A 21452-nucleotide genomic window follows, 5' to 3' on the forward strand; every position below is an offset into this window, starting at 1 on the left:
ACTAGAAAACTAGAAAACTAGAAAACTAGAAAACTAGAAAACTAGAAAACTAGAAAACTAGAACCCCGTTGGGCAGTGGACGCAAGAGAAATACTTGGGCTTACTCAATTTACCATACCCAACAAGAAATACCGCTTTGCGGCGACCTTTCTGATTAATCCGATTGATACTTTTTCTTCCACATCAAAAGCAAATCGGCTGTAAAGGCTTTCTCTGAGGCGGCAATGCAATATGATTGAAAACTCGCCTGACGGTCCTGCGGCAGGGTCTTTGACTTTTCATGACAAGCTTCTAATTCGGACTGCCTTTTGTCCGGGCTGTTTCGTGCACCCAACTGCTGAACCAGATGTCGATTGAAGCGCTGTACCTCTTTCAAAAGCTTAGCCTCACACCGGTCATAATCATTGGCCCCCACGCATCTGAAAATAATGCTATCAACGCAAAGAAATACGACCTGAATTCCCTCATACCCCTCCTTCAAATCTATGACCATCGCATCGTATCGAGCCGGAAAGGTGGTTCTGTCCGCATTCTCCGAAACACAATTCAGAACGTTCATTGTCCACTCAGGTGGAGCATTCCGCCGATCAGAAATCCTATTTTCCACCACGACAGCGGACAGGCAAATCATCCCCAAAACAACAAAGAACCATCTCGGCACTTTCTCTCACTCCCATTGGAAACTCCGCAGCGCCACCTGAGAACAACCGCCTAACCACGTCAACCAGTGAAATGGGCCCCCCTCGGTTGCCAACAAGAACTTGATGATATGCCTCGGGATCATTGAGTTCAAATGCAAAGGGCCGCCCATTGGGCGGCCCTTCTTTTTGAACATTCACTGGTGTGAATTATTCAATGATCTTCGACACAACGCCCGAACCAACGGTGCGGCCGCCTTCGCGGATGGCGAAGCGCAGCTTTTCTTCCATGGCGATCGGGGCGATCAGTTCAACGTTGAACTTCAGGTTGTCGCCCGGCATCACCATTTCGGTGCCGGCCGGCAGCTCAACGGTGCCGGTCACGTCGGTGGTGCGGAAGTAGAACTGCGGACGGTAGTTTGCGAAGAACGGGGTGTGACGGCCGCCTTCTTCCTTGGTCAGGATATAGACCTCGGCTTCGAACTTGGTGTGCGGGTTTACCGAACCCGGCTTACACAGAACCTGGCCACGCTCAACTTTTTCACGGTCGATACCGCGCAGCAGAACACCAACGTTGTCACCAGCTTCACCGCGATCCAAGAGCTTGCGGAACATTTCAACACCGGTACAGGTGGTTTTCTGGGTGTCCTTGATGCCAACGATTTCGATCTCGTCGCCAACGTTCACAACACCACGTTCCACACGGCCGGTCACAACGGTACCGCGGCCCGAGATCGAGAACACGTCTTCGATCGGCAGCAGGAAGTCGCCGTCAACCGGACGATCCGGGGTCGGGATGTATTCGTCAACAGCCGCCATCAGCTCGCGGATCTTGTCTTCGCCGATTGCGTTGTCACGGCCTTCCATGGCGGCCAGCGCGGAACCCGCGATGATCGGCATGTCGTCGCCCGGGAAGTCGTATTCGTTCATCAGTTCACGAACTTCCATTTCAACCAGCTCAAGCAGCTCTTCGTCGTCAACCTGGTCAACTTTGTTCATGAAGACAACCAGAGCAGGCACACCAACCTGACGCGCCAGCAGGATGTGCTCGCGGGTCTGCGGCATCGGGCCGTCAGCAGCGTTCACAACCAGGATACCACCGTCCATCTGCGCGGCGCCGGTGATCATGTTTTTCACATAGTCAGCGTGACCCGGGCAGTCCACGTGGGCGTAGTGACGGTTCTCGGTCTCATACTCAACGTGAGCGGTCGAGATGGTGATCCCGCGGGCCTTCTCTTCCGGCGCGCCGTCAATCTCGTCATAGGCTTTGAAGTCACCAAAAAACTTGGTGATCGCTGCCGTCAAAGTGGTCTTCCCGTGGTCAACGTGACCGATGGTGCCGATGTTCACGTGCGGTTTGCCGCGTTCAAACTTTTCCTTAGCCATTACGCCTTGCCTTGTCTTGAGGGGGGCCGGGGTGGCCCCAAGTTCATCTTCGCGCGCTCGTTACTTGGTTGGGGCCGGAAAATCAAGCCTTCCTTGAGAATAAGCGGCGAAAATCGAGCATCCTGCCGCCACCTCATGCTGGGGCGGGCAGAGACAGCACCACACAAGGCAGTGTCACTTGTTTTTGCCGCTTTCCTGCTGCCGATCCTCACGGGCTTCGGTGTCCGCGACATCCCCCTCGGGCGGCACCCGATCCGGCTTCGCGCGCCCACCGCAGATCTCTTGCAGATCACGCCAGTCTTTCGCGGACAAAGAGGGCTGATAGATCTCGGCCTCATCGGTGGCATTGGCCGCAGCGAGGATCCGTTTGGCCATTTGCGGGTGGGTGCTGAGATGGGCCAGGAACCCTTCCGCATCACCGTGCTCGTCCTTCAGGCGCTGGAAAAACGTGCCCAGCGCGCTGGGGCTGATCCATTCGCGTTGCAAGATGGCATGTGCGTATTCATCTGCCGCGGTTTCCGCCGCCTGGCTGTAGCGCGCATCGATCAACTGGTTTGCCAGCAACAATGCCACCGTGCCCCCGGCGAAATCGCCAAAGAGTAAGCCCAAAACCCCGATCGACCCGGCTGAGCGCAGCGCATCGCGGGTGGGGTCGCGCCCCACCACATGGCCAATTTCATGGGCCAGAACGGCAGCCACCTCGTCAGGATTTTCCGCCGCTTCAATCAGCCCGCGAAACAGGATCACATGGCCGCCGGGCAGGGCAAACGCGTTGACAAGCTCGTGATCGAACACGTGGACATCAACCGGGTACGGCAGCGCCTCTTCGGGCATCAAACGCGCGCTCAGCGTGTCGAGAACCGCACGACCGGCGGGCGCGTTGCAGGTTTGCACCGCCATGTCGGCCTCGCCCAGAACCTCCTGGATCTGTGCCAGTGTGGTGTCGCCCAGCGCCTTTTCCCCTTCGGGCGGCAGGATGGCCGCCAGTTGCGCCGCCATCAGGGGCACAAGCACAAAGATGATCGCGGCCACCGACGCCACCGCGCCGGCCGACCAGGTGATCAGGCGGCGCACCGGCACGGGGCGGGCGCGTTTGGCAAGGTTCGGGGCGCGGCGGCGCAGCTTCTCTGCAACCGCCATGTCGCGCAGAAACAGGCGGGCCAGATCCGACCCTTTGCGGTAAAGCACCATCCCATCGCGATCGGCCTGATCTTTCAGCCCGCGGATCTCTTCCCACGGCCAATGGTCCACGGTGCCGTCGGGCAAGTACAGCGCCAGTGCAGCGGGTTCCATGCGCAGCCCGACCCGTGCCACCACGGCGCGCGCGCCCTGGGCGTAATCGGCAAAACAGTCGAAATCTTTGTTCGGATCGCTCATATCGCCGCCCCCACATCCAACGCATCGGCAAAGCCTTCGGCCTCGCCGAACTCATCCCGGTCGCGTTGCCGGATCATCGCAATCTCGCCGGGATCGACGATTTGTGTCACTTCGGCGAAATGGCGCGCGAGCGGCAGGGTGAACAGCGCCTGCGAGGCCGCGCCGATCACCAGAAAGAGGGCAAAATAGATCAGCACAAACAACGGTGACGCCGAGGCGAGCATCAGTTCGATATTTTCGGTCTGCTCGATATCGACCATGTCCCCGGCCCCCAGAACCACGGCGATCATCACCCCGGCCACGATCATCACGCCGGTCAGCACGAGGTTCAGGATGAACCCGCCCAAGAGGTAGATGCCCAACACGCGACCGGCGCGCGGTTCGGAGGTGAATCGGATGCCGCCCAGCGTCTTGGCCTCGGTCATCCGCTTGAAACTATCGGCTTTCCAATAGGCCCAGCCATAGATCATCCACGGGCCGGTCAAAAGCAGCATGGCGAACCAGGCCGGGTTTTCCGCAAGCGCCCCCATGGCGATGGCCACCGCAGACAGGCCCAGCGGGTAGTAGATGTGTTTCATCGACCCAAAAAGCAGGAACCGCCCGCCGCCCTGCTGAAAGCGTTCGGTGCCGTAATAGGTCTGGTTGGTCAGATATTTCTCGATCCACAACCGGGTCATCGGGAAAAGCGCGCCCGCGGTCAGGATGGTCAGCCCCCAATGCACAATCGCCCGCCAGACATAGCCCCAGGCGCCGGGTTCCAACCCGAACCGGATGCCGCGCCAGCGGGTGCGGGCCAGGATGTACCGCCGCGCGCGGTAGGCCGCGAAGAAATAGAGCGGCACGAGCCCGACAAAACTAAGCACATAGGCCGCCACATTGCCCTGAAAGAAGGCAAAGCTGAAATACATCAGGATCAGGTTCACCACCCCGATGTAAAACGCCATGATCACCACGGCGACGAGAAAGCCCAAGAGCTTCTCGATCGGGTCGCCCACATATTCGAGCGGCACATGGCCGGGGCGGATCGCGCTCCAGAAATAGCGCCGAAGGCGGGTGCGCGCCCAGAAGCGATACATACCAAGCGTGATCAGTGTGAAAAACGCGGTTTTCAACGCCAGGAAAAACAAGGGGCCTGCGCGCCCCGCATAGTGAACTGGTAAAATACGGGGCGGCATCTTTTACTCGAATTTATTGTTACGTGGGAATCCATGCGGCGGGGCCTTGCCCACCCCGGCGCGTTTGCCGAGCCACGGGGAAAGGTCGGTTTCCGTGCGGGTGCGTTCACCGGCAGCGGGCCAAGAGAGCCCCTCTTCCAGCGAGAAGCTCTTGAGGTCAGACAAGCCGCCATCCAATTCCAACACGCCCTGTTTGCCACGCGCAGAATTGTATTTCTGCAACCGCACGCCCTTGCCGCGCGTCATCTCGTTCAGCTCTTCCACCGGGAAGACCAGAAGCTTGCGGTTTTCCGATACGACGGCGACGTGATCCCCGGCCACCGGCACACAGACCTTGGCGTGCCCATCGCCCACATTCAGCACCTGTTTGCCGGTGCGGGTCTGGGCCAGAACATCGTCTTCATTGACCACAAAACCGTTGCCCTCGTTGGACGCGACAATCAGCTTGCCGCCGGGGCGGTGGATGAACAGATCGACAATTTCCGCCTCGTTCGGCAGGTCGACCATCAGGCGCAAAGGTTCCCCCATGCCGCGCCCGCCGGGCAGGTTGGCGGCCGAAATCGTGTAGAATTTGCCGTTCGAATCAAACGCCAGCAACCGGTCGGTGGTTTCCGCATGGAAGATAAAGCGCGGCCCGTCCCCGTCTTTGAATTTCAGCTCACGGGTCAGATCAATATGGCCCGACATGGCGCGGATCCAGCCCATTTTGGAACAGACCACAGTGATCGGTTCTTTCTCGATCATCGCCTCCAGCGGCACATCTTCGACCTCGGCGGCTTCCGCAAACTGCGTGCGGCGCGCGCCACCGTCGTGATCCTTGCCAAAGGTTTTCTTGGCCAGTTTCAGCTGTTCGGCGATCTTGTTCCATTGCAGGTCTTCCGACGCCAACAGGTCTTCCAGCCCGGCGCGCTCTTCCATCAGCTTGTCGCGTTCCTTGACCAGCTCGACCTCTTCAAGGCGGCGCAACGAGCGCAGGCGCATGTTCAGGATCGCTTCGGCCTGCACTTCGGTCAGCTCGCCCTCGCCCGGCTTGGGCGAGACATAATCGGCCTCGGACATGGCACGGGCGAAATCACCGCCCCAGACCTCGCGCATCAGCGCCGCTTTGGGGTCGTCGTCATAGCGGATAATGTCGATCACGCGGTCAAGGTTGAGGAAGGCGATGATGAAGCCTTCCAGCACTTCCAGCCGGTGGTCGATCTTTTCCATCCGGTGGCGCGACCGCCGCCCCAACACGTCGCGGCGATGATCAAGAAAGGCGCGCAGCACCTCTTTCATCGAACAGACCTTGGGGGTGACCCCGTCGATCAGCACGTTCATGTTCAGCGAAAAACGGGTTTCCAGATCCGAGTTGCGGAACATCATGTTCATCAGCAGCTCGGGATCCACGTTCTTTGATTTGGGTTCCAGAACAATGCGGATATCTTCGGCCGATTCGTCCCGAATATCGGCCAGGATCGGCACTTTCTTGGTCTGGATCACCTCGGCGATCTTTTCGATCAGCTTGGATTTCTGCACCTGGTAGGGGATTTCGGTGACCACAACCTGCCACTGACCACGGCCCAGATCCTCGACCTCCCATTTACAGCGCAGACGGAAACTGCCCCGCCCGGTGCGATAGGCGTTCGCGATGTTTTCGCGCGGTTCAACAATCACCCCGCCGGTGGGGAAATCAGGGCCGGGCACATAGTTTAAAAGCGTATCGTCGCGCACATCCGGCACCTTGATCATGTGCAAGCAGGCGTCGATCAGTTCCGAGATATTGTGCGGCGGAATATTGGTCGCCATCCCCACCGCAATGCCCGCCGCCCCGTTGGCCAGAAGGTTCGGAAACTCCGCCGGCAGCACCACCGGTTCGGTCAGGCGGCCATCGTAATTGTCACGAAAATCAACGGCGTTTTCATCCAGACCCTGCAACATCGCCTCGGCGATAAAGGTCATGCGCGCCTCGGTGTAGCGCGAGGCCGCGGGGTTGTCGCCGTCAATATTGCCAAAGTTCCCCTGCCCGTCGACCAGCGGATAGCGCACGGCAAAATCCTGCGCCAGACGCGCCATCGCATCATAGATTGCGGCATCGCCGTGCGGGTGGAAATCGCCCATCGTGTCACCGGAAATCTTGGCCGATTTCAGAAATTTCCCACCCGATGTCAGCTTCAACCGGCTCATCGCGTAAAGAATGCGCCGATGCACGGGTTTCAGCCCGTCACGCGCATCCGGAAGGGCGCGGTGCATGATGGTGGAAAGCGCATAGGTCAGGTACCGCTCGCCAATGGCGCGGCGCAGCGGTTCGGACACGGAATGGCTCTTCATGTTGCGGTCGTCGGTCAAATCGGTCATAATTGTTGTGTATCGAGTGCTGGAGTGTGGGTAAAGCTGCTAGAGGGGAATGAACGCGTAGTTTCCCCTCATTTTATTCCTAAGCGCAATGATATTTTGATCAGACATAAACGCGCGCTTCATCTGTTTGCAACAAAGCGATGGGTAGTTGGGAACCAAACAGACCGAACCGCGTTTATTTTTAAAGCAAAGGAAGCGCCCGGGTATGTGACCCGGCGCAAATAAGAAGACGTTTTAGGGGGATATTATGGGTGTGTTCAAACTTACTTTTCTGACTGTGGGCGCAATGGGTGCCGCAATGTTGCATTTCGGGCGGGATGATAACCTGCCGGCGGATCGGCTTGGCCTTGAGCCGAGCGTGGAACAGGCCACAATCGAACCGGTCTCCGCTTCCGTGAAGGCGCCGGTGCTGGTCGTGTCCACCCGATCGGAACCCGTCATGCGCCCGACAAAAGCCGTGGCGCGGACCGCACCCCGGATCACGCCGCCCGCACCTGACAGCCAGGCAGCCCGTGCCATTGCAGCCGCACAAGCCATGGCCGCGCAGGGGCATATTGTGCCCGCGGCGGCCAAAGCAACTTCGGCGGCATTTGAGACACGATATGTGTCGGCCAGCGCCGTCAACCTGCGCGCGGGGCCATCCACCCGCAACGGCATCGTGGGTCGGCTGACCCGCGGCACGGCCGTTCTGATCACCGGCGACACCGGCAACGGCTGGTCGCAGATCAAAGTCGTGGACAGCGGCAAACGTGGTTTCATGGCATCAAGATTCCTGTCGGCCAGCCAATAAGAAAATTTGGCGCTCGGAACACTGGGCGCGCGCAAGTACACCTTATTGGGCCGCACTCTATTTTGTGTGGCCCACGATTTTGTGTGGCCCACGCGGCGCGCCGAAGGTCTTTTCCAACACCCCTCGGTGATTTGAGTTGACGGACATACCCCCTCTTGTCAGGTCATGGCCATGACACAAAAAACTCTTCTTATCACCGGATGCTCTTCGGGTATCGGCTATGACGCGGCCCACGCCATGACCAAAAGGGGCTGGCGTGTCTTTGCCACCTGCCGACAACAAAAAGACGTGGATCGCCTGACCGGCGAAGGGCTGGAAAGCCTGCGGCTCGATTACTCCGACGAAAGCTCGATGCAAGCGGTTATGGACGACGTCCTGTCACGCACTGGTGGTCGGCTGGATGCGCTCTTCAACAACGGGGCGTTTGCGATCCCAGGCGCGGTTGAGGATGTGCCCACCGCCGCCCTTCGCGAGATTTATGAAGTCAACGTCTTTGGCTATCACCACCTCACCCGTATGGCCCTGCCGGTGATGCGGGCGCAGGGGCATGGTCGGATCGTCAACAACTCGTCTGTCCTGGGATTGGCCGCCCTGCCCTGGCGCGGCGCCTATGCCTCAACCAAATTTGCGTTGGAAGGGCTGACAGATACGCTGCGGTTGGAAATGCGCGGCACTGGCATCCGCGTCTCGCTGATCGAACCCGGCCCAATCACCACGCGTATCCGCGAAAACGCCCGGGCACCGTTTGAGCGCTGGATCGACTGGGAAAACAGCCCGCGCGCGGGCCTGTATCGCAAACTTCGCGACCGGCTATATGATGACAGCGGCGATCTCGACCCGTTTGAACTGCCGCCATCTGCGGTGACCGACAAGCTGATCCATGCGCTGGAACATCCCCGCCCGCGTCCGCGCTACTATGTCACCCGCGCCACCTATATCACCGGGGCCGCGCGCCGGGTTTTGTCAACGCGGATGCTGGATCGTCTCACGCCGAACGGCTGAGGGGGAGGGGCGCTGCCCCTCGCGAGACAAGCTCGCTCACCCCGGGATACTTGAAGACCAAAGATGAGGCGTATCTGCCATCTTTGGTCCCAAAACATCCTGGGGTGAATTGGCTCTGTAAGAGACAAGAGGGGCAACGCCCCTGCCCACAACTTGCCCCTCGCCTTTTTGCCTGCTTGGCGCTATCCAATTGAAAACCGTTCGGAGACCCGCATGTTCAGCGACCCGCTTTTTATTCTTGTTGTGGTGGCCGTGGCCGCAGTGTTGATCATCCTTCTGATGGGCATTGGCACATTCGGCGTGGGGGGCGAGGTGTCCCGCAAGCATTCCAACCGGTTCATGCGCTATCGGATTTATGCACAAGCGGTGGCGATTGCGGTTATTCTGTTGTTCATCTGGCTACGCGGAGGAAACTGATGGTTGTTCTGAACAAGATCTACACCCGGACGGGCGACGCGGGCGAAACGGCCCTGGGCGACGGGTCGCGCCGTGCCAAGCATGACGCGCGCGTGACGGCCTATGGCACGGTGGATGAAACCAATGCGGTGATTGGCATCGCGCGCCTGCATTCTGACGGCGAGGTCGACGCGGCTCTGGCCCGCATTCAAAACGATCTCTTTGATCTGGGCGCCGACCTCTGCCGCCCCGAAATGGCAAAAGATGCCGAGGCCGAATATCCGCCTCTGCGCATGGCGCAGGAGCAGGTTGACCGGCTGGAAGCCGAGATTGACGTGATGAACAAGGCGCTGGAGCCGCTGCGCAGCTTCATCCTGCCCGGCGGCACGCCCTTGGCCGCCCATCTGCACATGGCCCGCACCGTCTCGCGCCGCGCCGAACGGCTCGCGACCGAATTGGCCAGCGTCGAAGAGGTAAACCCGGTGGCGGTGAAATACCTCAACCGCCTGTCCGACTGGTGCTTTGTTGCGGCCCGTGTGGCCAATGACGGCGGCAAGGCGGATGTGCTGTGGGTGCCAGGGGCGAACCGCTGATAAGATGCGTCCCGTTGGATGGGGTGTGGAAATCAAGGCAGGGTGTGGCCCAGGTGGCGCGCCGCCCTTGATGTAGTTTTGATGGCTCTTGAGCGAGTCGCATTCACGCGACCCACTCTAACGTCTTGATTTCGCATGTCCGAGGAGCGCAAAACCGGCAGCCACTTTTGCGCGACATGCTCTAAGTGGTTGCCAAAGGCGCGATCGTTGGGGGCAACGGTTTGAGGTGATGGAAGGGAGTTATCACATTTCCCCGCATTTCCCGCCAATCTGTGCCCTGCGCGGAAACATTCTCGCAAAGAATCCCCGTCAAAACTAAAAAACGCGGCGTCCTTGGGACAAGACGTGACGATTTTGCGCTGTTTTTGACGGCCACGACTCGTTAAACGTGTCGCGAGAGCATGACCGCCCCACGGGGCATAACCGGGAGAGACACGCCAATGAAGGTGCTTGTACCTGTCAAACGCGTGATCGATTACAACGTGAAAGTTCGTGTAAAAGCGGACGGAACGGGTGTCGATCTCGCCAATGTAAAAATGTCGATGAACCCCTTTGACGAGATTGCCGTCGAAGAGGCCATTCGCCTGAAAGAAGCCGGCAAGGCCGACGAGATCGTCGTTGTGTCGATCGGCGTGAAGCAAGCCCAGGAAACCCTGCGCACGGCCCTGGCCATGGGTGCGGATCGCGCCATCCTGGTCAACGCTGCGGATGATGTTCATCAGGATATCGAACCGCTGGCCGTCGCCAAGATCCTGGCCAAAGTTGTTGAAGAAGAGCAGCCGGGTCTGGTTCTGGCCGGCAAGCAAGCCATCGACAACGACATGAACGCCACCGGCCAGATGCTGTCGGCCCTTCTGGGCTGGTCGCAAGGCACCTTTGCGTCCGAGCTGGACATTGATGGCGACAAGGCCGTTGTGACCCGCGAAGTGGACGGCGGTCTGCAGACCATCAAGGTCAACATGCCGGCCATCGTGACGGTCGACCTGCGCCTCAATGAACCGCGCTATGCGTCGCTGCCGAACATCATGAAGGCGAAGAAAAAGCCGCTGGACGAGAAGACCGCCGCCGATTACGGCGTCGACGTGTCGCCCCGTCTGGAAATCGTCTCAACCACCGAACCTGCTGCCCGCGACGCCGGCATCATTGTTGGGTCCGTTGACGAGCTGGTTGAGAAACTCAAAGAAGCGGGGGCTGTGTAATGGCTGTTCTTCTTCTCGCAGAAGTCAACAATGGTGAACTGGCGCTGGACGCCACCGCCAAAGCCGTCACCGCGGCAAAATCGCTGGGTGACGTGACCGTTCTGGCCGCGGGCGGCACCGCTGCTGCAGCTGGGGACGCCGCCGCCAAGATCGACGGTGTGGCCAAGGTTCTGGTTGCCGAAGATGCGTCGCTGGGTCACCGCCTGGCCGAATCGACCGCAGCGCTGATCGTGTCGCTGGCTGGCGATTACGACCACATCGTGGCCCCGGCCACCACCGACGCCAAGAACGTGATGCCCCGCGTGGCCGCGCTTCTGGACGTGATGGTGATTTCGGAAGCCACCGAAGTGGTGGACGCCGACACCTTCGTGCGCCCGATCTATGCCGGTAACGCCATGCAGACCGTGAAATCGTCGGACGCCAAGAAGGTCATCACCTTCCGCACCTCGACCTTTGATGCGGCTGGTGAAGGCGGGTCCGCGCCGGTTGAAACCGTATCGGCCGCCGCTGATCCGGGCCTGTCGGAATGGGTTGAAGACAAGGTTGCCGAAAGCGACCGCCCCGAGCTGACCTCGGCTGGCGTGGTTGTGTCGGGTGGTCGTGGTGTGGGGTCGGAAGACGACTTCAAACTGATCGAAGCCCTGGCCGACAAGCTGAACGCCGCTGTTGGCGCCTCGCGCGCGGCGGTTGACTCGGGCTATGCGCCGAACGACTGGCAGGTGGGTCAGACCGGCAAGGTTGTTGCCCCCGAGCTTTATATCGCCGTCGGTATCTCGGGCGCCATTCAGCACCTTGCTGGTATGAAAGATTCGAAGATCATCGTTGCAATCAACAAAGACGAAGAAGCACCGATCTTCCAGGTCGCCGACTTCGGTCTGGTCGCCGACCTCTTCGACGCTGTGCCGGAGCTTACCGAAAAGCTTGGTTAAGCCTGGGGTGATTTGAAATCAAAAGGCCCGCCTGATGGCGGGCCTTTTTTGTTGCTTATGCTTGATCAGGAAGATTGACGAATGCAAGTCACCAGCGCATCTGCCGCCATATCATGGGCAACCGCGCCCATCATGCTATGCGCCGCGGCTTCGTCCATTTCCGGATAAACAAGTTCTTTGCGGCCAAGTTCGATATCTTTTGGCGACACAACCACTTCGACAACATCGCGCACAAACGGGCGAATTTCATTGATCATCTCTTCATCCACCAATGCGGGATCTGCCCCCAAAATGCCTTTGGGACAACGATCTTTGATGGCGCGTTCGGACAACCACAACAGGACAAGCGGGCTTTTGATTTTCGAAACGAGCGACTTCATGCGCCCTACCCAGGCCTCTTTCAACTCTAATTCAACCATGGAAAACCGCTCGGCTGACAGCTCTTGCAGGGTTTGCAGCATATGGCGGGTGAAGTTGAATTCGGTAAAATCCACCTCTCGGTAGATTGTTTTCAACATGTTTGACGCGCGCAAAAATCGGTCATTGCGGCGCGGATGCACGGCGTAGAACCGGTTTGAAAGGTTCAATGCCCCAGGGATCTGAAAAACAGACATGCTGGCCGCATTGGCGGCATCCAGCAAGGTTTGCTCATTTGCAAACACATCGACCCCGGCATTCATACAGCCAAAGTTCACAACCTGTTTGCGCAGCAACCCTTCCATCAATTCCGGATAGGGATGTTGTACGAATTTTCCATAAGTTTCACTGCCGCCCATCACGGCAATATAGTCCCCCTCCAGATCACGTTGTGGCCCACGAAACAGGATTTTCGATGCGCCATAGCGGCACGGGAAATACTCTAGCGACTGCACGCCAAGCGACTGATAGGCCATGTTACCCACTCCATTTATTCACCCAATATGGAGATTCGCTGAAAGCTCTTGAGAAATTGCTAAACTGACAATGAAACGTATTTCATTAGCACTTGCTTAGGAATTTGGCGCTCCTAAAGCGTTTCGAGACAGGCTTGAATAACACGTTGAATTCGAAGCGCCCGCAACATCAGTAGGTTTCGAGCGTTTCGCCTCATTATTGTGTCTCAACAATAAGTCGAAATGCTTTAAACATCGCTTTCACGGCTGTTCGGCGTTGGCAATTGAAGGCTGCGCAAAGCTATTTTGGGGATCAGGGTCTCAACAGGATCCATCACGGATTTATCGGTTTTGCAAAGCATCGCGGGCTTTCGAGCAAAACTGGACAGGTGCGAAACACCTTGGTGTCGCACGGCGCTGATGGCCAGCAGGCCGCATGTTCAAAGCCAATGGTAGTATTCTCAGACCGGATCAGAGCGGACAGGACGGTGATCATCGCCCAATTGCTTTCCACGGTCCTGACAGCCATCAAAACTCCACCCCATTGAATGCGTGGTCCACCACGCTCAAGGCACATCAGGCTGCACAAATAGCGCATCTTTGTACCTGATCAACTGCCCCACATTCGGCATTGCCGGCGCACGTCCACGTCAATCGGTTCGTCTGTCTTGGGCAGGAAATGACGGACCATGTCCCTCGTTTCCCCGCGTACATCAGGCCACTTTATCCCGGTGCTCGTTGAATTCCGCATCCATCTTATCTTCGGCAAGTTTGAAGGCGGCGATCACATTTTCCAGATTTTCAGTCTCCACCCGAAGGGAAACGGCGCTGGCGCTGGCCTCCTCAAACATTGCCGCATTTTGTTGTGTCACCTGATCCAGGTGGTCTGTGGCGGATGTGATTTCATTAATGCTGTCGGATTGATCCGCTGCCGCTTTGGCGATTTCTTCAATCCGTCTGACAATGCCAGAGACGGAACCGGAAATGGATTGCAGGGCCTCTCCGGTTTGCGTGACAAGCAAAACCCCGCGGTCGACTTCACCTTCGCTCCGGCCGACCAGAGCGGAAATTTCCTTCGCGGTATCAGCCGATCGGGCTGCCAGGTCGCGCACCTCTGACGCAACCACGGCAAAACCACGCCCGGCCTCACCTGCTCGTGCGGCTTCCACCCCCGCGTTGAGCGCCAGAAGGTTGGTTTGAAAGGTGATGTCGTCGATCAGCCGAATGGCTGCACCGATTGCACCAGAGGATTTTTGCACTTCCCGGATGGCCGCAACCGTGCGCTGCACAAGTTTATTGCCATCGTTGACTTCGCTGTCGACCGAATTGGCTGCATTGCTCACCTCAGACGCAAGCTGTGCGGTGCTGCCGACAGATTCAGACAGGGTTTTGATTGCGGTCGCGGTTTCTTCGAGCGTTGCTGCAGCCTTTTCAGTGCGCGCGGCAAGATCCTGCGCGGCCCCGGCAATTTCCTGGGTCGATCCGTTGATCATGCTTCCGCTGTCACGGACACGGCCAAAGCTATGGGAAAGGCTCATGATCGATTGATTGACTTGCTGCTGGATTTCACCAAAGACCCCCTTGAAATCGCCGTCCATCTGGAAGGTAAGGTCACCATGCGCCAAGGTTGCAAGCGCTTGATGTACTTGCTTCAATCCGTCTTCGGTCACGTTGCAGACCTGATTCAGCCCATCACCGATTTCAGCGAGTATCCCTTCTTCGTTTTCCAGATGAAGGCGCTGATCAAATTCGCCTCGCGCACAGGCCGACACGACCGTAGAAATTTGCTCTGCGATCTGATTGTCACGAACACGCCGCACTTCGCGCTCTTTCGCCAACTGCCGTTCCCTGTCGGCCTCCTGGCGCGCCAGTTCAGCCTCACGTTCCTGTTCGGCCCGGCGGGCGGCGGCACGCTCTTCACGCGCCGCTTCCTCTTGCGCCCGCATTTTCTGGCGTTCCAGACTGTTTTCCCGAAACACTTCCAGGGCCTTGGACACTTCGCCAAACTCATTGGCGCCCATGGCCGGGATCTGATGTTCCAGGTTCCCATCCGCCAATTCACGGGCGGCAAGAACAACCTGACCAAATCCGCGCCGAATCGAACGCGCAAAACTCATCGAAAGCGCCACGGCCAACAGGCCAGCCAAAACGGAGAGCACAACAAAGGTGGTCAGCCGAGTGGTGGCAATGGCTTTTTCCTGCCCCATCACGGTGACCAGTTCGACGGAAACCTCATTTTCAAGGTCTTTGAGAAGGTTGATGCGCTTGGTCTGTGCCGAGAAAAAATCTTTGCCTGTATAGGGCTTGAGGTTGCCTTCGAGGCCATTTTCTAAGGCCAGTTCCCTCAGTTTTGCCACCTCTTGCACTGCTGGCTGCCCGAGCAATCTGCGATAGGCATCCCCCTGTTCGACCGAGGCTGTGGTAAGGAAGTTCTCAAAATGAACAGATTGAGTTGCAATCAGTTCCGTCAGACGGGTGATCTGATCGAGTGTGAAGGCTCCGACGGCATACCCGCCCGCCCCCACGGCCCGTTCGATCCCTGCCTGCTCTTTGCCCTTAAGGAAGTTTACAAAGGCAGAGGTGCCGTCTGCGACCCTCTTGTTTTCACTGATCAACGCCACATGTTGGATCATCTCTAACATATCGGTGTTCAGCACCGTGTATCGGGCAATCGCCGACTTTGTCGCAACTTCAAGCGTATCCACGTTTCTGCGAAGCGCCTGTATGTTGGCAAATGAGATCTGTAGGTCCCTGAAACGGCTCCAGAAAAATTCATCCACTTCGCTTAGATCATTGCTGTTGATGAACGCCAGAATCTTGGCATGGCGCGTGTCGGTTTCTGCCCGTTGCGCGGCCAGCTCCGATTTGAATTCCGCCCCTTTGGACGCAAGAAAAACCGCGGTGGCGCCCCGTTCTTTTTGCTGTTCATGCACGGCCTGCGACAACAACGTCACCGGGGAAACAAGCCGTTGTAAATCATCCAGCTGCCTCACTTCGCGCAGCTGTCCTGCGATGTGGATGGCCGACAAGACAACAGCAATGATCAACGGAAATATCGGGACGATGTAGATCGCGCGAGACACCCTGATGTCGCGAATTCGAGAAAAGAGCATAATGGCAGCGCCCCCCAAAAATGAGTACACGCCCCGTCCCTAGTTCACAAATCTGACAATTTCTTTAATGATCAGACGTTTCCGAAGACATTTTCAAACTCAATGTATGGTCACGCAGCCAAGCCATGAACCCGCGTGGATCGCTGGCCAGCAGGGCCATCTGGTCATCGTTCAACGCCTTCCCCACGACGGGGCGTTGTGGTTTGTTACAGCTGTTTACGATCTCATGCAGCAACAAGCCCTGACGCATCGTGGCTGAAATGCGGTTCGCCATCTGATACCAGCGCGAATTTGACCCCGGAAAATAGATCGGCACAACGCGCGCGCCGGACCGGCGGATAAGCTGTGCGGTAAACACGTTCCATTCCTGCTCGACCGCGGGTCCCAACAAGGTCTCGCTAGAGGCCACCACACCGGATGGAAACAGCGTCACCAGCCCGCCCTGCTTCAGCCAGGACATGGTTTCCGCCCGCATGGCCACCATCTTTTTCTGGGCTTCCGGGTCATGCACAAAGGGCACCGGGATCATGTAGCTGGAGGCCACCTCATCAATCCCGTCCAAAACCGACCGGGTCAGAATGCGATAATCATTGCGGCGCCGGCCGATCAGTTCGGCCAGGATCATACCATCAACAAGACCATGCGGGTGATTGGCCACAACCACCACGGGGCCCTCCAGCGGAATGTTTTCAAGTTCGGCATCCGGGGTCTGGATCGGAATGCCCATCACGTCCAGGCAGGCCTTCCAGAACGCTTGCCCTTTTGGCGCACCCTGCTTTTCGATCTTGCGCACCATGCGCAGGATGGTCAGCTTGCCGGTCATCCACTCCATCATCTTGATGATCGCGGATTGCACAGGATTGTTGAAACTGTTCGCATAGGTCAGGCTGCGCCGGTCATAGTGGTTATAGGCCACATTCCCGGTTTCGCCATCCTGCGCTTGGGTTACATCCGTTTGCACCAAATTTACACGCCCAGTCTTGAAGACCCGATCTTTGGGCCCGTTCGCAATTACCTGCCCGGCTTACATGCCTTCGCCGAATTTGTCAGCAACAAGAGCGTCCAGCGCATCCATCAATTTCGCAGCATCTGGCCCCGAGGTTTCCACCTGAATAGCCGTGCCTTGCGAGGCCGCCAGCATCAAAAGACCCATGATGCTGTCCCCTTCGGCTTCCAGCCCGTCTTTTTCGACGCGGGCATGAGCATCATGGGCTTCCACGGTTTCCACAAACTTGGCCGACGCACGGGCGTGCAGGCCCTTGACGTTAATGATCTCCAGAACGCGGCTGTTGCTCATGCTGATCTCTCCTGCCCCGTGTTGATGCAATCAATATACTTGCGCCCTGCGGTCAGGGCCATTTCAGTGGCGCGCTCGACCGGGAGGTGGCGCGATTTTGCCAGTTTGACCAGCATCGGCAGATTGGCCCCGTAAAGGATGCGCCTGTCATCCTTGCAGCAGGCCGGCAGGGACAGGTTGGAGGGCGACCCGCCAAACATATCGACCACAACAACCACGCCATCGCCACCATCCACCTGGTCGGCGGCGGCGCAGATCTCGTTTTGCTTGGCGGCGCGGTCCAGCTCGGCCGTGGTGGATATGGCAATCACACCCGTCTGGCGGCCCACGACATGTTCCACCGCGGCCAGATATTCACCGGCCAATCCACCATGTGCGACGATCACAATTCCGATCACGCCTCTTTCCCCGTTTCATCCTGCGCCTGCTCGCGCACCGGTCCCGGCATCTGTTCCTGATGCTGTCCGGCCAGACGGCGCTCCAATTCCCGATGTCTAATTGACACCTGCCAGCCCTTATGTGCAAGGGCCTTTGCCAGTCTTTCCGTCAAGGCAACGGATCGATGTTTGCCGCCGGTACAGCCAAACCCGATGGCCAGATGCGATTTCCCTTCGTCCCCATAGGCAGGGAGCAAAAATTCAACCAGATCATTCACACGGTCGAAAAACGGGAAAAATCGTTCATCTTCAGAAACATACTCGGCCACTGCCCTGTCTTGCCCGTTCAAGGCCCGCAGCTCCGGTTCCCAATGCGGGTTGCGCAAAAAGCGCGCGTCAAACACCAGATCAAGCCCCCGCGGCACGCCGCGCTTGTAGCTGAAGGAATGCACGGAGACCGCCAGTTGTTCACTGCCCGACACAGAAAGCCAGCGCAACAGTTCTTCTTTCAGCTCATGTGGGGACAGGTCGGTGGTATCGATCAGGATATCGGCCCGGCCCCGTACCGGTTCCAGCAGCTGTGCCTCGCGCACGATGCCGTCCACCGGGGTTTCCGATGGGGCCAATGGGTGGCGGCGGCGGGTTTCCGAATAGCGCCGCACCAGCACGTCCTGCGAACAATCGAGATAGAGAAGCTCCATCCGATACCGGGGATCCTCCCGCAGGGTTTCGATCAGATCAAGCATCGCCTCGGTCGAGAAATCCCGGTTGCGCACATCCACCCCCAGCGCAATGGGGTGGGTCAGCGCAGGGCCGGTCAAAACCCGCGTCACAAGCGACAGGGGCAGGTTGTCGATCACCTCATAGCCGATATCTTCCAACACCCGGACCGTGGTGCTGCGCCCGGCCCCCGACTGCCCGGTGACCAGAACAACCCTTGGGGTAGTTGCGCTGAGTTCAAGATCATCCATGTTAGTGGTCATGCCCGCCAAGTTTCATCAAATAAAATAAGGCACTGGGAAAGGCGGGGGCGTCAACCCGCCAAAGCGTCTTAACGGGTTGATTTGCCACAAAAGTGACTGGGCGCGGGGGGGGCAGACGTTCCGGTTCGACCTGCGCCATATCCACCACAAGGCCGACCGGGGCCGACGGCACATGCGGCACACGCAACAGCCCGACACCGCGGGCTTCGATCAGACCCACCATCTGCGTCGGCGCATAGGCCATGGGTGCATCCTTTGTGGCAGCAACATGGGTGCGATCATCGGCCACCAACCTCGCGCCGAGACCAATCAGCTGCAGCGCAAGGGATGACTTTCCCGTCCCGGAGGGGCCAATCAGCATCACCCCCCGTCCGTCGATGGCCACGGTTGTGGCATGCACAAACCCATGCGCGTCCATGGGTAAAACTGCCCCATCAGAATCAGGTTGTTTTTTTGATATCTCGTCCGATTTGCCGCTCACACCGGCAGACCAACAACAAAGCGGGCCCCCAGCGGTTCGGATGTCACATCTGCATCCGTCGGGCGAATGTTTTCAGCCCAGATCACGCCGCCATGGGCTTCGACAATCTGTTTCGAGATGGCCAGCCCCAGCCCGGAATTATTCCCGAACTGATTTTCGGGCCGTTCCGAATAGAACCGTTTGAACACTTTGGTCAGCGCCTGATCCGGAATGCCCGGTCCGGTGTCTTCGACCACCACCAGCACCCGATTGTCGCGTTTGCGCACCCAAAGTCGAATGGCGTCGCCTTCTTCGCAGAAGCTGAGCGCATTGGTGATCAGATTCACGAAGACCTGCGCCAATCGCGCTTCAAGCCCGTGGATCACAATCGGCTTGGGCGGCATATCGGTGATGAAATCCACACCTTTATCATTTGCTTCCCCCCCCAGGTACTCGGTCAGGTTTCCAAGCATTTTCAGAAGGTTGAACGCTTCTTCCTCTTCCTTCACCAGCTCGCTATCCAGCCGTGAGGCGTTGGAAATATCGCTGACCAATCGATCCAGACGGCGCACGTCATGGTCAATCACATCCAGAAGACGGGTGCGATGTTCATCCTTTTTCGCCAAGCGCAGCGTGCCGATGGCAGAGCGCAAAGAGGCCAGAGGGTTCTTGATTTCATGCGCCACATCGGCGGCAAATTGTTCGTTGCTGTCGATCCGGTCGTAAAGCGCGGCGACCATGCTGCGCAGCGCGCCTGACAGGCGACCAATCTCGTCCGGGCGACCGGACAGATCCGGAATACGCACCCGGCCCGGATTGACCTTTTTGGCGTTTTTGTCCCGGCCCAGCTCGGCCGCGGTGGCCAGATCCGCCAGCGGGTTTGCGATGGTTGAGGCCAGAAGCAGGCTCAGACCGATGGAAACCAGAATGGCGATCACGAACATCTGCAGCAGTTGTTCACGTTCATTGCGTACCAGAAGATCAAGCTCTCCTGCTGCAGAGGACAGCGCCAGCGCCCCAACAGCAGTGCCGTTTTTCAGGATTGGCGTGGCAACGGAAAACACCGTGCCCCCTTCGCTTTCAACCCCCGGCGCCACCTGGGTCGAGCCGCCCAGCGTGGCCGTCAGAAGATCGCGCACAATTGCTTCGCGATCCAAGGGCGTGCTGCTGTCTCCTTTGCCGGACAGGATCGACGAGACCCCTTCCCACAGGTTGTTCAGCATATCGGTGATGATGGTGGAATTGCCTTCGGGTTGCAGCCCGTTGACCGGCGCCGGCATCGCGCGGGGCTGCCCCACAGAGCTGCCCATAAGCGCTTCTTCACCATCGAAAACAAAGACTTGCACACCCTCTGGCAGGCTAAGCCCCGATAGGGTGGCCGCAATATCCACCCCCTCGGTCAAAGTGGCATCGCCTGTCAGCTGCGCCTCGAACACATCGGCAATCAGTTCAGCCTCAACCACCAGCCCGCGTTCGCGCTGCAAGACCAGGCTGTCACGAAACGGGTTCAGATAGAGCACCCCCAGCACCAGAACCAGAAGCCCCAGCAGATTGAAAGTGATGATCTTGCGGGCCAGCGGAGAGCGGTTGATCGAGATCAGCCCGCGCCGCGCACGCCGGTCGCGCAGCTCGGTTTCCAGCTTGCTTTGCGGGCCAACCCAGTCTTCGCCGATCACGACATCAGAGCTGGATGTTGATTTGGTATCGCGCAAGGTTTTCTCCAGTTTCCGTCGCCCCAGGCAGTGCAGCGAAGGGCCCTGATGGGGCCCATATCGTGGCTTTATTCTTCGTTATACCGGTAACCGATTCCGTAAAGGGTTTCGATGGCCGAGAAATCCTGATCCGCAGTTCGCATTTTCTTGCGCAGCCGTTTGATATGGCTGTCGATGGTGCGGTCATCCACGTAGACCTGATCATCATAGGCCACATCCATCAGCTGGTCGCGGCTTTTCACGAACCCCGGACGGGTGGCCAGCGCCTGCAGCAACAGGAACTCGGTCACGGTCAAAGACACGTCATTGCCTTTCCATTTCACCGCATGGCGCAACGGATCCATGGTCAGATCCCCACGTTCCAGGATCTTGCTTTCCTCAACATCGCCCTGTTCGTCCTTCGCCACGACTTCTTGTCGACGCAGAAGGGCCCGGATGCGTTCCACCAGCAGGCGCTGGGAAAACGGCTTGGTCACATAATCATCCGCCCCCATGCGCAGCCCCAGCACCTCGTCAATCTCATCGTCTTTCGAGGTGAGGAAGATGACCGGCAGCGAGGATGTCTTTTGCCGCAGGCGTTGCAGCAGATCCATCCCGTCCATTCGGGGCATCTTGATGTCCAGCACCGCCATATCAGGCATGCGTTTGGTGAACGCGTCCAGCGCGGACTGACCATCATTATATGTTTCGACTTCGAAGCCTTCGGCCTCAAGTGTGATCGACACCGACGTCAGAATATTGCGGTCGTCGTCAACAAGAGCGATCCTCGACATATGAGGTCTCCTTGTGCTGCTCGTTATATTGTTTGCTTTGTCT

General features: G+C 58.2%; 20 protein-coding genes. 6 read left to right on the forward strand and 14 right to left on the reverse strand.

From position 1 onward, the window contains the following. Positions 1-154: 154 nt before the first annotated feature. From ACP15V_RS14325 to ACP15V_RS14345, 5 genes are all read right to left on the reverse strand, one after another. On the reverse strand, positions 155-559 hold the full coding sequence (locus ACP15V_RS14325) for a hypothetical protein (protein ID WP_424944402.1): 405 nt from the start codon (positions 557-559) through the stop codon (positions 155-157). 289 nt (positions 560-848) lie between these two features. Further along, on the reverse strand, positions 849-2024 hold the full coding sequence (tuf, locus tag ACP15V_RS14330) for an elongation factor Tu (RefSeq protein ID WP_424944403.1): 1176 nt from the start codon (positions 2022-2024) through the stop codon (positions 849-851). Positions 2025-2198: 174 nt separating this feature from the next. Beyond that, positions 2199-3401, reverse strand: coding sequence for a M48 family metallopeptidase (locus ACP15V_RS14335; RefSeq protein WP_424944404.1), 1203 nt, complete (start codon positions 3399-3401; stop codon positions 2199-2201). Beyond that, the gene (locus ACP15V_RS14340; protein ID WP_424944405.1) at positions 3398-4576 is read right to left on the reverse strand and encodes a DUF898 family protein; all 1179 of its coding nucleotides are present in this window, start codon (positions 4574-4576) and stop codon (positions 3398-3400) included. The genes ACP15V_RS14335 and ACP15V_RS14340 overlap by 4 nt, the downstream gene beginning before the upstream one ends. 3 nt (positions 4577-4579) lie before the next feature. After that, a complete protein-coding gene (locus tag ACP15V_RS14345; protein ID WP_424944406.1) occupies positions 4580-6913 on the reverse strand; it encodes a DNA topoisomerase IV subunit A in 2334 nt (777 codons plus the stop codon). Between the two features lie 247 nt (positions 6914-7160). Here ACP15V_RS14345 and ACP15V_RS14350 point away from each other — a divergent pair, with 247 nt between their 5' ends. The 6 genes from ACP15V_RS14350 to ACP15V_RS14375 all read left to right on the forward strand — a co-directional run bounded on the left by ACP15V_RS14350 (position 7161) and on the right by ACP15V_RS14375 (position 11822). Beyond that, the gene (locus ACP15V_RS14350; RefSeq protein WP_424944407.1) at positions 7161-7703 is read left to right on the forward strand and encodes an SH3 domain-containing protein; all 543 of its coding nucleotides are present in this window, start codon (positions 7161-7163) and stop codon (positions 7701-7703) included. A gap of 171 nt (positions 7704-7874) precedes the next feature. Continuing rightward, positions 7875-8705: an SDR family NAD(P)-dependent oxidoreductase gene (locus tag ACP15V_RS14355; protein ID WP_424944408.1), complete on the forward strand. Its 831-nt coding sequence runs from the start codon at positions 7875-7877 to the stop codon at positions 8703-8705. 213 nt (positions 8706-8918) lie between these two features. Continuing rightward, positions 8919-9122, forward strand: a complete 204-nt coding sequence (locus ACP15V_RS14360; protein ID WP_424944409.1) for a twin transmembrane helix small protein — start codon at positions 8919-8921, stop codon at positions 9120-9122. Continuing rightward, entirely contained in the window at positions 9122-9694 is a 573-nt protein-coding gene (locus ACP15V_RS14365; RefSeq protein WP_424944410.1) for a cob(I)yrinic acid a,c-diamide adenosyltransferase, read from the forward strand. Before ACP15V_RS14360 ends, ACP15V_RS14365 begins: the two co-directional genes overlap by 1 nt. Before the next feature lie 440 nt (positions 9695-10134). After that, on the forward strand, positions 10135-10893 hold the full coding sequence (locus tag ACP15V_RS14370) for an electron transfer flavoprotein subunit beta/FixA family protein (RefSeq protein WP_424944411.1): 759 nt from the start codon (positions 10135-10137) through the stop codon (positions 10891-10893). Further along, positions 10893-11822: an electron transfer flavoprotein subunit alpha/FixB family protein gene (locus ACP15V_RS14375; RefSeq protein ID WP_424944412.1), complete on the forward strand. Its 930-nt coding sequence runs from the start codon at positions 10893-10895 to the stop codon at positions 11820-11822. Before ACP15V_RS14370 ends, ACP15V_RS14375 begins: the two co-directional genes overlap by 1 nt. A gap of 65 nt (positions 11823-11887) precedes the next feature. On the opposite strand, the gene ACP15V_RS14380 is transcribed toward ACP15V_RS14375, so the two are convergent. From ACP15V_RS14380 to ACP15V_RS14420, 9 genes are all read right to left on the reverse strand, one after another. Then, positions 11888-12715 carry a DUF6473 family protein gene (locus tag ACP15V_RS14380; protein ID WP_424944413.1) on the reverse strand — a complete coding sequence of 276 codons (828 nt, stop codon included), beginning with the start codon at positions 12713-12715 and terminating at the stop codon, positions 11888-11890. Positions 12716-13407: 692 nt separating this feature from the next. Then, positions 13408-15777, reverse strand: a complete 2370-nt coding sequence (locus ACP15V_RS14385; RefSeq protein WP_424944414.1) for a methyl-accepting chemotaxis protein — start codon at positions 15775-15777, stop codon at positions 13408-13410. A 94-nt stretch (positions 15778-15871) separates the two neighbouring features. Continuing rightward, positions 15872-16768, reverse strand: coding sequence for a lysophospholipid acyltransferase family protein (locus tag ACP15V_RS14390; RefSeq protein WP_424944415.1), 897 nt, complete (start codon positions 16766-16768; stop codon positions 15872-15874). A gap of 63 nt (positions 16769-16831) precedes the next feature. Beyond that, positions 16832-17104: an HPr family phosphocarrier protein gene (locus ACP15V_RS14395; protein WP_424944416.1), complete on the reverse strand. Its 273-nt coding sequence runs from the start codon at positions 17102-17104 to the stop codon at positions 16832-16834. After that, positions 17101-17502 (reverse strand): PTS sugar transporter subunit IIA, encoded by a 402-nt coding sequence (locus ACP15V_RS14400; protein WP_424944417.1) that lies wholly within the window; start codon positions 17500-17502, stop codon positions 17101-17103. Before ACP15V_RS14400 ends, ACP15V_RS14395 begins: the two co-directional genes overlap by 4 nt. Next, positions 17499-18464 carry an RNase adapter RapZ gene (gene rapZ, locus ACP15V_RS14405; protein WP_424944418.1) on the reverse strand — a complete coding sequence of 322 codons (966 nt, stop codon included), beginning with the start codon at positions 18462-18464 and terminating at the stop codon, positions 17499-17501. Before rapZ ends, ACP15V_RS14400 begins: the two co-directional genes overlap by 4 nt. Next, positions 18454-18882, reverse strand: a complete 429-nt coding sequence (locus ACP15V_RS14410) for an HPr kinase/phosphorylase (protein ID WP_424944419.1) — start codon at positions 18880-18882, stop codon at positions 18454-18456. The genes rapZ and ACP15V_RS14410 overlap by 11 nt, the downstream gene beginning before the upstream one ends. Before the next feature lie 59 nt (positions 18883-18941). Beyond that, complete coding sequence (locus tag ACP15V_RS14415; RefSeq protein WP_424944420.1) at positions 18942-20636, reverse strand: sensor N-terminal transmembrane domain-containing protein; 1695 nt, start codon at positions 20634-20636, stop codon at positions 18942-18944. A gap of 68 nt (positions 20637-20704) precedes the next feature. Continuing rightward, entirely contained in the window at positions 20705-21409 is a 705-nt protein-coding gene (locus tag ACP15V_RS14420; RefSeq protein ID WP_424944421.1) for a response regulator transcription factor, read from the reverse strand. Positions 21410-21452: the final 43 nt, after the last annotated feature.

Source organism: Aliiroseovarius crassostreae (assembly GCF_049803815.1).
Lineage (GTDB): Bacteria > Pseudomonadota > Alphaproteobacteria > Rhodobacterales > Rhodobacteraceae > Aliiroseovarius > Aliiroseovarius crassostreae_A.